Consider the following 15,273-nt stretch of genomic DNA (forward strand, 5'->3'; position numbering starts at 1 on the left):
TCAGGCAGCGGGTGGGAGCACCTTCGCGACCAGCTTGGCCAGGTCCCGCAGCGCCTTGCCGCGGTGGCTGACCGCGTCCTTCTCCTCGGGCGTCAGCTCCGCGTTGGTGCGCTCCTGGCCGTCGCCCAGGAAGATCGGGTCGTAGCCGAAGCCGCCCTCGCCGCGCGGCGCGCGCAGCAGCCGGCCGGACTGCCGGCCGTCGACCAGGTGCTCCTTGCCGCCGGGCAGCACGAGCGCGACGGTGCAGACGAACGCGGCGCCCCGGTGCTCGTCCGGCACGTCGGCGACCTGGTCCAGCACGAGCTGGAGGTTGGCGTGGTCGTCGCCGTGCCGGCCCGACCAGCGGGCGCTGAACACACCCGGCATGCCGTTGAGCGCGTCCACCGCCAGCCCGGAGTCGTCGGCGATGGTCGGCAGGCCGGTACGCCGGCAGCCCTCCCGCGCCTTGATCAGCGCGTTCTCACCGAACGTGAGGCCGGTCTCCGGCAGCTCCGGGTACTCCTCGACGTCGTCGAGGCCGAGCAGGGCGATCCGGTGCGCGCCGAGCGCGCCGTCCAGGATCCGCTGGAGTTCGACCAGCTTCTTCCGGTTCCGGGTGGCGAGCAGGACCTTGTTCACGAGAGCGCCTTCCGCTGCGCGTCGGCCAGTTCCAGACAGCCCGCCACGCCCAGGTCGAGCAGCGCGTCGAGCTGGTCGCGGGCGAAGACGCCCGCCTCACCGGTGCCCTGCACCTCGACGAAGTCGCCGGTGCCGGTGCAGACCACGTTCATGTCGACCTCGGCGGTGACGTCCTCGGCGTAGCAGAGGTCGAGCATCGGCTCGCCGCCGATCACCCCGACGCTCACCGCCGCCACCGAGCGGTGCATCACCTTCTCCACCTTGCCGGCCAGCGCCTTGCGCTCGGCCAGCCAGGTCACCGCGTCGTGCAACGCGACGTACGCGCCGGTGATCGCGGCGGTACGGGTGCCGCCGTCGGCCTGGAGCACGTCACAGTCCAGCACGATCGAGTTCTCGCCGAGCGCCTTGAGATCGACGCAGGCGCGCAGGCTGCGGCCGATCAGCCGGGAGATCTCGTGGGTGCGCCCGCCGACCTTGCCGCGGACGCTCTCCCGGTCCGAGCGGGTGTTGGTGGCCCGGGGCAGCATCGCGTACTCCGCCGTCACCCAGCCCAGCCCGGAGCCCTTGCGCCAGCGGGGCACGCCCTCTGTGACGCTCGCCGTGCAGAGCACCCGGGTCGCGCCGAACTCGACGAGCACCGAGCCCTCCGGGTGGGTGCTCCAGCCCCGGGTCAGGGTCACCGGTCGGAGTTGGTCGGGCTGCCGCCCGTCAGGTCGCGCCATGCCTGCACCCTATGCGGTGCGGTGATCGCACCGCCCGCGGGTGCCCGCCGACACGACCCGGCCGCCGCCGGGTTCAGACGTCGTAGCAGGCGCCGGGCCGGACCACGTCCAGCGGTCCGGCGTACGCCCCGGCCGCCGCCTCCACGGTCTGCGACTCGCTGCCCCAGGCCGGTACGAGGTGGGTGAGCAGGAGCCGTCCCACTCCCGCCTTGGTGGCCGCCTCGCCGGCCTCCCGGCCGGTCAGGTGCAGATCCGGCGGGTTCTCCACGCCGTCCATGTAGCTCGCCTCGCAGAGGAACACGTCGGCGTCCTGGGCCAGGCGCAGCAGCGCTTCACACGGCGCGGTGTCGGCGGAGTAGCAGAACACCCGGCCGCCGTGCTCCAGCCGCACCCCGTACGTCTCGACCGGGTGGTTCATCCGGTCGACTGTGACGGTGAACGGGCCGATCGGGAACGTGCCCGGCTGGAGGCCGTAGAACTGGTAGACGTCCTCCACCGAGCCCTCCTCCTGCCCGTACGCGGTGGCCAGCCGGTCGGGCGCGCCGGAGGGGGCGTACATCGGCAGGGGCGGGTACGGGCCGTCCGGCGCGTACCGGCGTACCACCACGTAGGACACGGCGTCGAACATGTGGTCGCAGTGCAGGTGGGTGAGGAGGATGGCGTCGGGAGCGTGCAGCCCGACGTAACGCTGGAGCGTGGAGAGCGACCCCACCCCGAAGTCGATCAGAAGCCGAAAGCCCTCGGCTTCCATGAGATAGGCCGAACAGGGGGATTCTGGCCCCGGGAAGCTGCCCGCGCAGCCGAGGACGGTCAGTCTCATCCGGTGGCCTCGATCTCACGATGAGTAGTCGATGCGCCGGCGGCGGCACCGCCGATGATCTCTACCGACGCGCTCGCCACGCTGCGCAGCCTACGCGTCGCCCCGGTCGGGCAAGAATCATCTGCCGGAAGTTGTCATCAACGTGACACCCATACACGTCCGCTCCGGACGAGACCGGCGGTCCGGCCGGCGGGCACGCCACCGACCGGACCGGCAATCGGTCCGTCAGGCCCAGAGCTGGCCCTCCAGGGCCTCCTCCGCGTCGGCGAGGGTGCCGCCGTACGCGCCGGTCGACAGGTATTTCCAGCCGCCGTCGCAGACCACGAACGCCACGTCCGCGCGGCGGCCGTCGCGGACCGCCTCGTGCGCCACCGCGAGCGCGGCGTGCAGGATGGCGCCGGTGGAGAACCCGGCGAAGATGCCCTCCACCTCGACGAGCTGCCGGGTACGCAGCACCGCGTCCCGGGTGCCCACTGAGAAGCGGCGGGACAGCACCCCGGCGTCGTACAGCTCGGGCACGTAACCCTCGTCGATGTTGCGCAGACCGTAGACCAGCTCGCCGTAGCGCGGCTCGGCCGCCACGATCTGGATGCCCTCGACCTTCTCCCGCAGGTAGCGCCCGGTGCCCATGAGCGTGCCGGTGGTGCCCAGCCCGGCCACGAAGTGGGTGATGCCCGGCAGGTCCTGGAGCAGCTCCGGCCCGGTCGTCTCGTAGTGCGCCCGGGCGTTCGCCTCGTTGCCGTACTGGTAGAGCATCACCCAGTCCGGGTGCTCGGCGGAGATCTGCTTCGCGGTCGCGACCGCCTGGTTCGAGCCGCCCGCGGCCGGCGAGAAGATGATCTCCGCGCCGTACATGCGGAGCAGCTGCACCCGCTCGGTGGAGACGTTCTCCGGCATCACGCAGACCAGCCGGTAGCCGCGCAGCTTCGCCACCATGGCCAGCGAGATGCCGGTGTTGCCGCTGGTCGGCTCCAGGATCGTGTCACCCGGACGCAGCCGGCCGGACTCCTCGGCCGCGCGGACCATGAACAGGGCCGCGCGGTCCTTGATGCTGCCGGTCGGGTTCCGGTCCTCCAGCTTCGCCCAGAGCCGCACCGGCGGCGCCCCGGCCGGGACCGTCGGCGAGAGCCGGGGCAACCCGACCAGCGGTGTGCCGCCGCAGGCGTCGAGCAGGCTGTCGTACCGCGCCATCGCGGGCCCCCTCAGCGGGCGGCGCGCGTGGAGACCGCGTGCGAGGCGATCGCCGCGGCGGCCGCGAAGCCGAACGCGCCACCGGCGACGGCCGGCAGGATGGTCACGCTGTCGCCGTCGTTGAGCTTGGCGTCGAGCGCGCCCAGGAAGCGGACGTCCTCGTCGTTGACGTAGACGTTGACGAACCGGTGCAGGGCGCCCGCGTCGGTGACCAGGCGGGCCTTCAGGCCGCCGTGCCGGGAGTCCAGGTCGGCGATCAGGTCGGCGAGCGTGTCGCCGCTGCCCTCGACGACCTTCGCGCCGCCGGTGTAGCTGCGCAGGATGGTGGGGATGCGAACCTCGATGGCCATGGTGTCTCGTGCTCCTCGTTCGGGATCGTGCCAGGTGACGGGAAAAGGAAGGTGCCGGCGCTGAGAGTCAGCGGCCGGAACACTCGTAGTCGACCGTCGCCGGGCTCTGCCCGAACATGTAGGACTGGACGGCGTTCGGGTCCACGGCGGCATCCACGATCTCCACCGGTTCCTCGGTGACCACGCCGTCGACGATCCGGAAGGAGCGGATCTCCTCGGTGTCGGGCTCGCGGGTCGAGACGAGCAGGTAGTGCGCGCCCGGCTCGCCGGCGAAGGAGACGTCCGTACGCGACGGGTAGGCCTCCGTCGCGGTGTGCGAGTGGTAGATGACGACCGGTTCCTCGTCGCGGTCGTCCATCTCGCGCCACACCCGCAACTGCTCCATCGAGTCGAACTCGTAGAACGTCATGGAGCGGGCGGCGTTGTCCATCGGGATGTGCCGGGTCGGGGTGTCGCTGCCGACGGGACCGGCGACCACGCCGCACGCCTCGTCCGGGTGGTCCCGACGCGCGTGGGCGACGATCGCGTCGATGATCGACCGGTCGATGCTCAGCACGCCGCCAAGCCTAGCGCCTGGCCCTCCCGGGCGGCGAGGTGGCAACCGTCACCACTCAGTCGATGAGCGCGTTGAGCAGGGATTCCTGGAGATATCCGAGATAGGCGTAGACCGACAGTTGGAACACCCGGGACGAACCCGGATCCGCGGCCACCGCGTCGTCGAGCTCCTCACCCAGGTCGGTGCCGTCCTTGATCTCCAGGCGTACGCCCATCGCCAGCCGGGCGTCGTTCAGCGCCCGCAGCCACGCCTCGGCCGCCTCCGCGTCCAGCCGCACCTCGCCGCCGGTATCCCCGTCGGGCAGCGCGGCGAGGACGGCGCCCGCCTGGTCGATCTTGCCGGTCTTCAGGTCGCCCTCGGTGTAGCGGCGGAACTCGGCCGTGCCGGCGTCGTCGTCCGGGTAGACGTCGGGGAAGAGCCGCCCGACCACCGGGTCGCCGTGGTCGAAGCCGTCGGTCAGCAGGCCGACCACCTCGTTGGCGACCTTGCGCAGCACCCGGACCTCGTCGACCGCGAACGTGGCCACGTAGTGGTCGCCGCGGCGGCGGAACATGCTCACAGCGCCACCTTTGCTCGCGAGTGCGGGGCTCGCAACACCGGCTCACTCCTCGCGCTCACGAGCGGTCCACCGTCGCCCAGAGCCCGTACGCGTGCAGCTGCGCCGCGTCGTGCTCCATCCGCTCCCGGGCGCCGCTGGAGACCACTGCCTTGCCCTTGTGGTGCACGTCCAGCATGAGCCGCTCCGCCTTCTCCCGGCTGTACCCGAAGAGCTTCTGGAACACCCAGGTCACATACGTCATCAGGTTGACCGGATCGTCCCAGACGATGGTCACCCATGGCCGGTCGGAGACCGGCACCTCTTCGGTGTCCGGCGTCTCGACCGGCGCAACCTGTGGAGCCGCCATGCCCCCCATCGTGCCACCGGATCCGGGGAACCGATGAACCGGAACGGCGTGCGGGTCGTCGTCACCCGCCCGGGCCGCGTACGCGAGCCCGGGTCGCCGTGTGGCGGCGCCGTGGTCAGGCAAGCAGGATGCCGTGGTCGACCGCATCGGCGAGCACCCCGCCCAGCGAGAGACGGATCACCTCGAAGCGGCGGGACACCTCGCGGGACAGTTCGAGTTCGACCTCGCGCAACGCGCGCTGGGCCCAGGAGCGAGCGGCGTTCGGGTCGTTGTTGCCGGGCGCCCGCCAGTGCTGCCAGCAGCCGCCGTTGAGGGCGACGCCGACCGGCGGGAGCACCTCGTCGCGCTGCGCGCCGGGCAGCCCGGCCAGCGCGTCCAGGGCGCCGGCGCCGGTCAGGCCGGCGACTCCGGCCGTGCTGGTCACCAGGAGCACCCGGTCCAGCTCGGGGGCGTCCGGGTGGTCGGCCAGGCCCCAGCGCACCGCGTGGGTGATCCGCCGGCGTACGCCCTCGGCCAGCGGTGCGCCGAAGACCCGGGCGGCGGCCTCGTCGACCAGGCCCCGCACCGCCTCGTCGCACTGGGCGGTGGCGAGCAGCGACAGCGCCTCCAGCTCGCGGTCGAGCATCTGCGGCAGGCCGGCGCAGCCGACCCCGAAGACGATCTCCTGCACCACCCGCAGGTGGATGTTGGCGAGCTCCAGGGCGAGGTGCTGGCGGATCCGGCGGGCGCAGGCGCGGGCCTGACGGTCGATCCGGTCGGCCAGCTCACTCGGCTCGACGCCGGCGAGCACCGGCACCCGGCCGTGCGCACCGGCCGGCACCGGCGGGCGGGCGCTGCCGCGACGCAGCGCCTCGTCGGCGGCCCAGCCCACGAGCGCACGGCGCAGCTGCGGCAGCTCGGCGCGGCGGGCCGGGAACCACCGGGCCGGGGTGAGCGCCGGCACCGCGGCCAGCAGCGCCGCCCGGTGCGCCTCGATGGAGACCGACACCGGGTCGAGCCGGCGGGTGGACCCGGCCGGGCCGGACGCCGCCCGGTCCTGGGGGCGTGCGCCGTCGCCCGGGCCGGCCGGGCCGGTCACGCCGGGCGTGACGGCGAAGAACACCTCGACCGGAGTACGCGCCACCTCGGCCAGCAGGTGCAGCTCGGCCGCGCTGAACGCCTGGTCGGCGGAGATCACGAAGAGCAGCGCGCCGGCCCGGCCGACGGCGTCGCGCAGCACCCGGCCGCCCGCCACGCCGAGCGTGCCGGTGTCCGGCGTGTCGACGACCGCGAAGTGCCGCAGCAGCGGATCGGGCAGGCTCAGTTCGACCCGGCGCGGCGGCCGGGCCAGCGCCGGGCCCGCGGCGAGCGGGTCGGCGCCGTAGGCGTGCGACTGGCGGTAGCCCGGGACGTACGCGGCGCGGGTCGCGGTGGCGGCGTGCTGGACCAGCAGGTTGCTTCCCGGCGGCACGGCGAGCGTCGCGGCCTCGACCCCGAGCAGGCCGGCGATCAGTTCGCGCCGGTTCGCGCCGGCCGGACCGGCGACGACCACCGCCATCGGCTCGTCCGGCCCGGGTGTGGTCACCCCGAGCCGGGTCGGCAGCGGGGCGCATCCGGGTGGCTCGGCCTGCCGGCCTGGGCCGGGCACGTCGACCGAAGGGAGCGGACCTGGCGTCATCAGGTGGGCCTCCCGGTCGGGCGACCGGGGTACCGGTCGCGGATTTTCCCTGGTTGCAGGGGGCTGCCGGAAGAGTACGTGTGTCGGCCATCCGACAACCAACACATCCGGTACTCACGGGTAATGAACAGATTACTCAACTTCACTGCGTGACGGTGCGTACGCGGACGGAACACGGTCGATATGCTGCATCGATGAGTAGGTGGGAGTTCGTCGGCCGTACTGATGAACTCAACCGTCTGTTGTCGGCGGTCGGCGGCCCGGAGGGGCGCGGGTTGCTCTTCAGCGGCGACGCCGGGGTCGGCAAGAGCCGGCTGCTGCGCGAGGGGGTGGCCGCGCTCTCCCCCGAGCGGTACGCGATCTGGTCCATCGCGGCCAGCGCCACCACCGCCGCGTTGCCGTTCGGCGGGCTGGTCCAGGTGCTGCCCGCCTCGCAGCCGCAGGGCCTGTCCCCCGCCGGGATCCTGCGCTGGGCCATGGAGGTGCTCCAGGAACAGGCCGCCGGCCGGCCCGTCGTGCTGGCCATCGACGACGCGCATCTGCTCGACCCGCCCTCGGCGGCCCTCGTGCACCTGGTCGCCCGTTCGGAGAACGCGTACGTCATCGGGACGCTGCGCAACGGCGAGCAGGTCCCGCTGCCGATCCGCGCACTCTGGACCGACGACCTGGCCGACCTGGTGGAGCTGGGCCCGCTGTGCCGCAACGACACCACCGGGCTGCTCGCCGCCATCCTGGGCGGCCCGGTCGACGCCGGCTCCTCGGACCGGTTGTTCCAGCTCTCCGCCGGCAACCCGCTGCTGCTGCGGGAGCTGGTGCTGGCCGCCGACGACGAACTGAACCGCAGGTACGGGATCTGGACGTGGACCGGCCGGCTGGAGCTGGCGCCCAGCCTCACCGAACTCATCGACACCCGGATCGGCCAGCTCACCCCCGGCGTCCGGGCGGTCGTCGAGCTGGTCGCCTTCGGCGAACCGCTGGGCCTGCAACTGCTGGAACGCGCGGTCGACCCGGCGGACGTGGAGACGGCCGAGGAGCGCGGGCTCATCACGCTGGTCCACGACGACCGGCGGCTCAACGTCCGCCTGGCACACCCGCTCTACGGCGAGGTGATGCGCCGGCACTGCCCGGTCAGCCGCACCCGCCGGCTCCAGGCCACCCTGGCCGGGCTGCTGGAACAGGTCGGCAAGCGCCGCCGGGAGGACCTGCTGCGCGTCGCGGTGTGGCGGCTCGACTCGGGTACGGCGCAGGACGTGGCCCTGCTGCTCGAAGCGGCGGTGCAGGCGTTCGGCCGGTACGACGTGCCGCTGGCCACCCGGCTGGCCCGGGCCGCGCTGGAGGCCGGCGGCGGCACGGACGCGGCGGAGCTGCTCGCCACCATCCTCATGTTCGGCGACCGGCCGGACGAGGCGCTCGGCGTGCTCGACCACGTCGCCGGTGAGATCCACGACGAACGGCGGCGCAGCCGGTGGCTGACCGTCCGGGGCATGGTCAGCTACTGGGGACTCAACCGCGAGTCCACGGTGGAGGAGATCGCCGCGCGCGGCGAGGAGCTGAGCGACCCCGCCGACCGGGCCCGCGTACGCGCCTTCGAGGCCATCATGCGGCTGCACCGGCTCGACGTCGACGTCGCGGTACGGCTGGCCCAGGAGGTGCTGGACCGGCCCGCCGCCCCGATGGCCGCCCGGGAGCTGGCCCGCTGCACGCTCGCCCACCTGCAGGCCGCGCAGGGGCAGTACCGGCTCAGCGCCACCGCGATCGCCCGGGTACAGGCCGAGGCGGCGTGCTGGCGGGCCGACATGCCCTACCTCCAGCTCGCCATGGAACTGGCCCGGGGCACCCGGCTGACGCTCTCCGGCGACCTGCCCGGCATCGACGCGATCGTCGTCGACGAGTTCGCCGACCTGGCCGGGGCCGGCGACTTCCGGCTCGGCACCGGCTACCTGGCCATCCTCCAGGCGTACGCGGCACGGCTGCGCGGGCGCGGCGACGACGCGCTACGGACCAGCCTGGAGGCGTGCGCGGTGCTCGCCACCAGCCGGGTGTACGCGGGCCTCGCGCACGCCGAGCGCGCCCAGGCCGCCGCGCTGCGCGGCGACGCGACACACGCGGCCGAGGCGATGGCCGAGGCGGACCGGACGCACGCGCCCGGGATGGCCGTGCTCTACCCGTGGCTGGAGCAGGCCCGGGGCGCGGTCCAGGCCGCGACGGGTGACCTGCCGGCGGCCACCAAGCACCTGTGCGCGCTCGCCGACCGGTTGCGCGAGGACGGCCTGGCCGGGCACGAGCTGCTCGTCCTGCTCGACCTGGTCCGGCTGGACCAGGCCGCCGCGCCGGTCGGCCCGACCTGCACCGACGGTGGCCGGCGCACCGTGGCGCAACGCCTGGCCGAACTCTCCGAGCAGGTCGACGGCGTGCTGCCGCCACTCGTCGCCCGATTCGGCCGGGCCGCCGTCGACGGCTCCGCGGAGGCGCTGCTCGCCGTCGCCGACGGCTTCGCCGACCGGGAGCTGACCGTGTACGCGGCCGAGGCGACCGCCCTGGCGCTGCACCGGGCGCGACACGTCCGGGGCGGCGCCACCGGGCCGATCCGGGAACGCCTCGCGGATCTGCTGCGCCGCTGCGACGAGATCTCCACCCCGGCGCTGCGGCTGCTGCGCCCCACCCTCAGCGAGCGGGAGTGGGAGATCGCCCGCCTCGCCGCCGACGGCGTGACCAGCCGTGCCATCGCCGAGCGGCTGTTCCTGTCCACGCGCACCGTGGAGAACCACCTCCAGCGCGTCTACACCAAGCTCGGCGTCACCGGGCGCGGCGAGTTGCGGTCGGCACTGCGGTCCATGCCGGGGCACGACGGCGCGGACCCGGGCTGAACTCTAGGCTGGAGCGGTGAGCACCCTTCGTCCCGCGCTGCTGACCGACCACTACGAGCTGACCATGGTCAGCGCGGCCCTGCGTGACGGCACGGCCGACCGACGCTGCGTCTTCGAGGTGTTCAGCCGGCGGCTGCCGGCCGGGCGCCGGTACGGCGTGGTCGGCGGGACCGGCCGGCTGATCGAGATGATCCGCGACTTCCGGTTCGACCCGGCGGAGATCGACTTCCTGCGCCGTACCGGAGTGGTGGACGAGCCGGCCGCGCAGTGGCTGGCCGGCTACCGGTTCACCGGCGACATCGACGGCTACGCCGAGGGCGAGCTGTTCTTCCCCGGCTCGCCGATCCTCACCGTGTCGGGCACGTTCGCCGAGTGCGTGGTGCTGGAGACGCTCGTACTCTCGGTGCTCAACCACGACAGCGCGGTCGCCGCCGCTGCCGCCCGGATGGTCACCGCGGCCCGGGGCCGGGCACTGATCGAGATGGGCTCCCGCCGGGCGCACGAGGAGGCCGCCGTCGCCGCGGCGCGGGCCGCGTACCTGGCCGGGTTCCGGTTCACCTCCAACCTGGCCGCCGGCCAGCGCTACGGCATCCCCACCGCGGGCACCGCCGCACACGCCTTCACGCTCCTGCACGACGACGAGCGGGCCGCGTTCGCCTCCCAGGTCGCCACGCTGGGCAAGGACACCACGCTGCTCGTCGACACGTACGACATCGCCCAGGGCATCCGCAACGCCATCGCGGTGGCCGGGCCGGAGCTGCGGGCGGTCCGGATCGACTCCGGCGACCTCGCGGTGATCGCCCAGCAGTCCCGCGAGCTGCTCGACTCGCTCGGCGCCACCGAGACGAAGATCATCGTCTCCGGCGACCTCGACGAGTACGCCATCGCCGCGCTCGCCGCCGAACCGGTGGACATGTACGGCGCCGGCACCGCCGTGGTGACCGGCTCCGGGGCGCCCACCGCCGGCCTGGTCTACAAGCTGGTAGAGGTGGAGGGGCGGCCGGTCGTCAAGCGCTCCGAGCACAAGGCCACCATCGGCGGCCGGAAGGTCGCGGTCCGCCGGCACAAGCCGACCGGCACCGCCACCGAGGAGGTCATCGTGCCGCAGGGCGTGCCGGACCGGCAGCCCAACGACCGGCTGCTGCAGCACTCGTACGTGGTGTCCGGCGAGCCGAAGACGCTGCCCACGCTGGAGGAGTCCCGGGACCACCTGCGCCAGTGCCTGATCTCCATCCCGTGGGAGGGGCTCAAGCTCTCCGCCGGGGATCCGGCCGTACCGGTGACCGTCGTACCCGCGAGCTGAGGAGGAACCCGTCAGATGGCGAACGCCCTGATCATCGTGGACGTGCAGAACGACTTCTGCGAGGGCGGCTCCCTCGCGGTCGGTGGCGGAGCCGGCGTGGCCGCCGGCATCTCCCGGCTGCTCGCCGCCGAGCCGGACCGGTGGGACCACGTGGTCGCGACGAAGGACTACCACGTCGACCCGGGCGCGCACTTCGGCGACCCGCCGGACTACGTCGACTCCTGGCCCCGGCACTGCGTGGTCGGCACCTCCGGTTCCGAGTTCCACCCCGAGCTGGTGACCGACCGGGTGGAGACGATCTTCCACAAGGGCGAGCACGCGGCCGCGTACTCCGGTTTCGAGGGGCACGCCCCCGACGGCGAGTGCCTGGCCGACTGGCTGCGCCGGCACGACGTGGAGCGGGTCGACGTGGTCGGCATCGCCACCGACCACTGCGTGCGCGCGACCGCCCTGGACGCCGCCCGGGAGGGCTTCCGGACCACGGTGCTGCTCGACCTGACCGCCGCTGTCGCGCCGGACACGCTCGACGTGGCGCTGCGGGCGCTGGACGGCGCCGGGGTGACAATGGTGGGCGAGCCTGTGATCAGGACCGCTTGACCGGGTAATCGGTTGCGGGTGTCGTACCCCGGCCCCAGGATGGCGCCGGAGGTACGGTCCGTCGTGAATCTGAAGCCTTACCGGGAAGCGCTCGCGCTGCCCGGTCTCCGATCGTTGCTGCTGGTGTCGGTGCTGGCCCGTGTGCCGCTGACCGCCACCGGAGTGACGCTCACCTTCTACGTGGTGCTCGACCTGGGCCGCGGCTACGGCGCCGCCGGCCTGGTCGGTGCCGCGTCCACGCTCGGCGCGGCACTCGGTGCCCCGCTGCTCGGGCGGCTCATCGACCGCCGAGGGCTGCGGCCGGTGCTGGTGCTCACCACTGTCGCCGAGGCGCTGTTCTGGTCCGCCGCGCCCACGCTGCCGTACCCGGTGCTGCTCCCCGCCGCGTTCCTGGCCGGGCTGCTCGCCCTGCCCATCTTCTCGATGGTCCGCCAGTCGATCGCCGCGCTCGTGCCGGTCGAGAAGCGCCGCCCCGCGTACGCGCTGGACTCGATGGCGGTGGAGTTGTCGTTCATGGTCGGCCCGGCGCTCGCCGTGGCCCTCGCCACCGCCGTCACGCCACGCCTGACGCTCTGGGCGGTCGGCGCCGGCATCGTCGCCTCCGGCATCTGCTTCTGGCTGCTCAACCCGCCGATCCGGGCCGCCGACGAGCCGGCCGCTCCGCCGCGCCCGGTGCACCGCCGCGAGTGGCTCACCCCGCGCCTGCTCGCCGTACTGGCGGTCAGCCTCGCCGCCACGCTGGTGCTCGGCGGCACCGACGTCGCGGTGGTCGCCGTGCTCCGTTCCGGTGGCGAGGTCGGCTGGACCGGGGCGGTGCTGGCCGCCTGGGCGGTCGCTTCGCTGGCGGGCGGCTTCGCCTACGGCGCGGTACGCCGCTCGTTCTCCCCGCTGGCGCTGATGGCCGCGCTGAGCCTCACCACCATCCCGGTCGGGCTGGGCGGGTCGCACTGGTGGCTGCTCTGTCTCGCGCTGATCCCGGCCGGCGCACTCTGCGCCCCCACCATCGCGTCCACCTCCGACGCGGTCAGCCGGCTGGCGCCGCCCTCGGTCCGGGGCCTGGCCATGGGCCTGCACGGCTCCGCCGTCACCGTCGGCATCGCGCTCGGCGCACCGCTGGCCGGCGCGGTGATCGACGCGACCGCGCCCGTGTGGGGCTTCGTGGTCACGGGCGCGATCGGCGCGCTGGTGGCGCTGGCGGTGCTCCCGATCGAGCTGCGTCACCGCCGTACCGCAGCCGTCGCCCCGCCCCCCACCCCCGAGCCCGACCTGGCCCCCGCGCCCTTGTAGCCCTCCGCCCTCCGCCCTCCGCCCTCGCCCCGCCCTCCCGAAGTTGACCAAGGAGTTCACGTCCTCCCCAGCGACGTAGACCGCCCCAAACTCCTTGATCACCGGACGCGGCAGGGGCGGCAGCGCCTCCCCGGGCGGGCACGCCAGGTGTGATCGAGTGTTCGTGCCCTCGCCAGCACGGTGCACCGCCCAAACGCCGTGATGGCCGTCCGCCGCACAGCGTCCAGGCGGGCCTTCCCGGAGGGTGATCAAGGAGTTTGTGTCCGCGCCGGCCCGCTGGGTTGCCACAAACTCCTTGATCACGGGGCGCGGCGCGCGGCGCTGGACCCACCCGGCCTGACCCGCACGTCTGCTCCGAGGCGGCCCGGGCTAGCCCAACCCGGGCTGGGCTGACCTGGTCGCTGGCCCGACCCGAACCCGGTCCGGTGATCATGAAGTTGGCGGGGACAAAATGGACGCCGATCGCCGCTAACTTCATGATCGACGCGACGGAGCGCACGCGGAGAGAGCGCCCACGGAGGGCGGCGGGAGGCGCGGGCACGGGGAGCGCACGCGCGGGGAACGCGAGCGGGAAAAGGGCGGGCGCCGCGCCCCGGGAAGGGGTGCGGCGCCCGTCTCGACGTGGCGGTGCGGTGGTGCTAGCGCTTGTCGAGGTTGCCTGCGGTGTCCTCCTGGTAGCTGGCGCCACCGTTGACCTCGCTGGTCAGCGGCTTGGCACCACCCTCGGGCGGTCCGGCGAGGCTCTGCCCGGCGGCCAGCTCGGGGAACTTCGCGTCGAACGCCGGCCGCTCGGAGCGGATGCGCGGCATGCGGTCGAAGTTGCGCAGCGGCGGCGGGGAGCTGGTGGCCCACTCGAGCGAGTTGCCGTGGCCCCACGGGTCGTCGACCTCGACGACCGGGCCGGTCTTGTACGACTTCCAGCAGTTCCAGATGAACGGCAGCGTCGAGATACCGGTGATGAACGCGCCGATCGTGGAGATCGTGTTCAGCGTGGTGAAGCCGTCGGCGGCCTGGTAGTCGGCGTACCGGCGCGGCATGCCCTCGTTGCCCAGCCAGTGCTGCACCAGGAACGTGGTGTGGAAGCCGATCATGGTCAGCCAGAAGTGGATCTTGCCGAGCCGCTCGTCGAGCATCCGGCCGAACATCTTCGGGAACCAGAAGTAGATGCCGGCGAACACGGCGAACACGATGGTGCCGAAGAGCACGTAGTGGAAGTGCGCCACCACGAAGTACGAGTCGTGCAGGTGGAAGTCGAGCGGCGGGCTGGCCAGCAGCACACCGGTGAGACCACCGAAGAGGAAGGTCACCAGGAAGCCGATCGAGAACAGCATCGGCGTCTCGAAGGTGATCTGGCCCCGCCACATGGTGCCGATCCAGTTGAAGAACTTCATACCGGTGGGCACCGCGATCAGGTAGCTCAGGAAGCTGAAGAACGGCAGCAGCACCTGGCCGGTGGCGAACATGTGGTGCGCCCAGACGCTCATCGACAGGGCGGCGATGGCGATGGTGGCCGCCACCAGGCCCTTGTAGCCGAAGATCGGCTTCCGGGAGAACACCGGGATGATCTCGCTGATGATGCCGAAGAACGGCAGCGCGATGATGTACACCTCGGGGTGACCGAAGAACCAGAACAGGTGCTGCCACAGCATCGGCCCGCCGGTCGCCGGGTCGTACACGTGGGCGCCCATCAGGCGGTCCGCGGCGAGCGCGAACAGCGCGGCGGCGAGCAGCGGGAAGACCAGGATCGCCAGCAGGCTGGTGACCAGCATGTTCCAGGTGAAGATCGGCATCCGGAACATGGTCATGCCGGGCGCGCGCAGGGTCAGGATCGTGGTGATCAGGTTGACCGCGCCGAGGATCGTGCCCAGACCGGAGATGGCGAGGCCGACGACCCACATGTTGGCGCCGACGCCCGGGGCGTGGTCGGCGGTGCTCAGCGGCGTGTACGCGGTCCAGCCGAAGTCGGCCGCGCCGCCCGGGGCGATGAAGCCCGCGGTGGCGAGCGTGCCGCCGAACAGGTACAGCCAGTAGGCGAACGCGTTGAGGCGGGGGAACGACACGTCCGGCGCGCCGATCTGCAGCGGCACCACGTAGTTCGCGAAGGCGAACACGATCGGCGTCGCGAAGAACAGCAGCATGATCGTGCCGTGCATCGTGAAGAGCTGGTTGTACTGCTCGGGCGACAGGAACTGCAGGCCCGGTCGCGCGAGTTCGGCGCGCATGATCAGGGCCATCAGGCCACCGATCATGAAGAACACGAACGCGGTGACCATGTACATGATCCCGATCTGCTTCGCGTCCGTGGTGCGCAGCAGCCGCGCGAGGGCCGACCCCTTGACCGGCTCGCGGACCGGCCAGGGCCGGGTCACGACCGGCTTGGGTGCGACGGTGGTCACGAGT

At 72.8% G+C, this 15,273-nt stretch carries 14 protein-coding genes; 4 read left to right on the plus strand and 10 right to left on the minus strand.

Going from position 1 to position 15,273, the window contains the following annotated elements; genetic code table 11:
- From rdgB to V6U82_RS05665, 9 genes are all read right to left on the minus strand, one after another.
- Nucleotides 1–618: an RdgB/HAM1 family non-canonical purine NTP pyrophosphatase gene (rdgB, locus tag V6U82_RS05625; RefSeq protein WP_334459609.1), complete on the minus strand. Its 618-nt coding sequence runs from the start codon at nt 616–618 to the stop codon at nt 1–3.
- A complete protein-coding gene (rph, locus tag V6U82_RS05630) occupies nt 615–1,340 on the minus strand; it encodes a ribonuclease PH (protein WP_128138204.1) in 726 nt (241 codons plus the stop codon). Before rph ends, rdgB begins: the two co-directional genes overlap by 4 nt.
- A gap of 73 nt (nt 1,341–1,413) precedes the next feature.
- Nucleotides 1,414–2,160 carry an MBL fold metallo-hydrolase gene (locus V6U82_RS05635; RefSeq protein ID WP_128138203.1) on the minus strand — a complete coding sequence of 249 codons (747 nt, stop codon included), beginning with the start codon at nt 2,158–2,160 and terminating at the stop codon, nt 1,414–1,416.
- A 225-nt stretch (nt 2,161–2,385) separates the two neighbouring features.
- Complete coding sequence (locus V6U82_RS05640; protein WP_013284359.1) at nt 2,386–3,351, minus strand: PLP-dependent cysteine synthase family protein; 966 nt, start codon at nt 3,349–3,351, stop codon at nt 2,386–2,388.
- Between the two features lie 11 nt (nt 3,352–3,362).
- A complete protein-coding gene (locus tag V6U82_RS05645) occupies nt 3,363–3,701 on the minus strand; it encodes a MoaD family protein (RefSeq protein WP_047892373.1) in 339 nt (112 codons plus the stop codon).
- A 67-nt stretch (nt 3,702–3,768) separates the two neighbouring features.
- Entirely contained in the window at nt 3,769–4,257 is a 489-nt protein-coding gene (locus V6U82_RS05650) for a Mov34/MPN/PAD-1 family protein (protein ID WP_128138201.1), read from the minus strand.
- Nucleotides 4,258–4,312: 55 nt separating this feature from the next.
- Entirely contained in the window at nt 4,313–4,810 is a 498-nt protein-coding gene (locus tag V6U82_RS05655; protein ID WP_181726683.1) for a DUF2017 domain-containing protein, read from the minus strand.
- Nucleotides 4,811–4,871: 61 nt separating this feature from the next.
- Entirely contained in the window at nt 4,872–5,162 is a 291-nt protein-coding gene (clpS, locus tag V6U82_RS05660) for an ATP-dependent Clp protease adapter ClpS (RefSeq protein ID WP_018786685.1), read from the minus strand.
- A gap of 115 nt (nt 5,163–5,277) precedes the next feature.
- Nucleotides 5,278–6,819 carry a hypothetical protein gene (locus V6U82_RS05665; RefSeq protein ID WP_334459614.1) on the minus strand — a complete coding sequence of 514 codons (1,542 nt, stop codon included), beginning with the start codon at nt 6,817–6,819 and terminating at the stop codon, nt 5,278–5,280.
- Between the two features lie 194 nt (nt 6,820–7,013).
- On the opposite strand from V6U82_RS05665, the gene V6U82_RS05670 reads away from it, so the two are divergent.
- Genes V6U82_RS05670 through V6U82_RS05685 form a run of 4 tightly spaced genes read left to right on the plus strand, consistent with a single transcriptional unit; the run spans nt 7,014 to nt 12,873 of the window.
- Nucleotides 7,014–9,686: a helix-turn-helix transcriptional regulator gene (locus V6U82_RS05670; protein ID WP_334459615.1), complete on the plus strand. Its 2,673-nt coding sequence runs from the start codon at nt 7,014–7,016 to the stop codon at nt 9,684–9,686.
- Between the two features lie 16 nt (nt 9,687–9,702).
- Entirely contained in the window at nt 9,703–10,989 is a 1,287-nt protein-coding gene (locus V6U82_RS05675) for a nicotinate phosphoribosyltransferase (protein ID WP_334459616.1), read from the plus strand.
- A gap of 15 nt (nt 10,990–11,004) precedes the next feature.
- Nucleotides 11,005–11,586 carry an isochorismatase family protein gene (locus V6U82_RS05680; protein ID WP_120571414.1) on the plus strand — a complete coding sequence of 194 codons (582 nt, stop codon included), beginning with the start codon at nt 11,005–11,007 and terminating at the stop codon, nt 11,584–11,586.
- 39 nt (nt 11,587–11,625) lie between these two features.
- Nucleotides 11,626–12,873 (plus strand): MFS transporter, encoded by a 1,248-nt coding sequence (locus V6U82_RS05685; protein WP_334459619.1) that lies wholly within the window; start codon nt 11,626–11,628, stop codon nt 12,871–12,873.
- A gap of 638 nt (nt 12,874–13,511) precedes the next feature.
- Here V6U82_RS05685 and ctaD read toward each other — a convergent pair.
- On the minus strand, nt 13,512–15,269 hold the full coding sequence (gene ctaD / locus V6U82_RS05690; RefSeq protein ID WP_128137613.1) for an aa3-type cytochrome oxidase subunit I: 1,758 nt from the start codon (nt 15,267–15,269) through the stop codon (nt 13,512–13,514).
- Nucleotides 15,270–15,273 lie beyond the last annotated feature (4 nt).

The organism is Micromonospora sp. CPCC 205554 (assembly GCF_036902745.1).
Classification (GTDB): Bacteria; Actinomycetota; Actinomycetes; order Mycobacteriales; family Micromonosporaceae; genus Micromonospora; species Micromonospora tulbaghiae.

Coding starts and splice junctions, on each gene's coding strand:
- rph (WP_128138204.1), bottom strand. CDS start 1,340: ATGGCGCGACCTGACGGGCGGCAGCCCGACCAACTCCGACCGGTGACC.
- V6U82_RS05635 (WP_128138203.1), bottom strand. CDS start 2,160: ATGAGACTGACCGTCCTCGGCTGCGCGGGCAGCTTCCCGGGGCCAGAA.
- V6U82_RS05640 (WP_013284359.1), bottom strand. CDS start 3,351: ATGGCGCGGTACGACAGCCTGCTCGACGCCTGCGGCGGCACACCGCTG.
- V6U82_RS05645 (WP_047892373.1), bottom strand. CDS start 3,701: ATGGCCATCGAGGTTCGCATCCCCACCATCCTGCGCAGCTACACCGGC.
- V6U82_RS05655 (WP_181726683.1), bottom strand. CDS start 4,810: ATGTTCCGCCGCCGCGGCGACCACTACGTGGCCACGTTCGCGGTCGAC.
- clpS (WP_018786685.1), bottom strand. CDS start 5,162: ATGGCGGCTCCACAGGTTGCGCCGGTCGAGACGCCGGACACCGAAGAG.
- V6U82_RS05665 (WP_334459614.1), bottom strand. CDS start 6,819: ATGACGCCAGGTCCGCTCCCTTCGGTCGACGTGCCCGGCCCAGGCCGG.
- V6U82_RS05670 (WP_334459615.1), top strand. CDS start 7,014: ATGAGTAGGTGGGAGTTCGTCGGCCGTACTGATGAACTCAACCGTCTG.
- V6U82_RS05680 (WP_120571414.1), top strand. CDS start 11,005: ATGGCGAACGCCCTGATCATCGTGGACGTGCAGAACGACTTCTGCGAG.
- V6U82_RS05685 (WP_334459619.1), top strand. CDS start 11,626: ATGGCGCCGGAGGTACGGTCCGTCGTGAATCTGAAGCCTTACCGGGAA.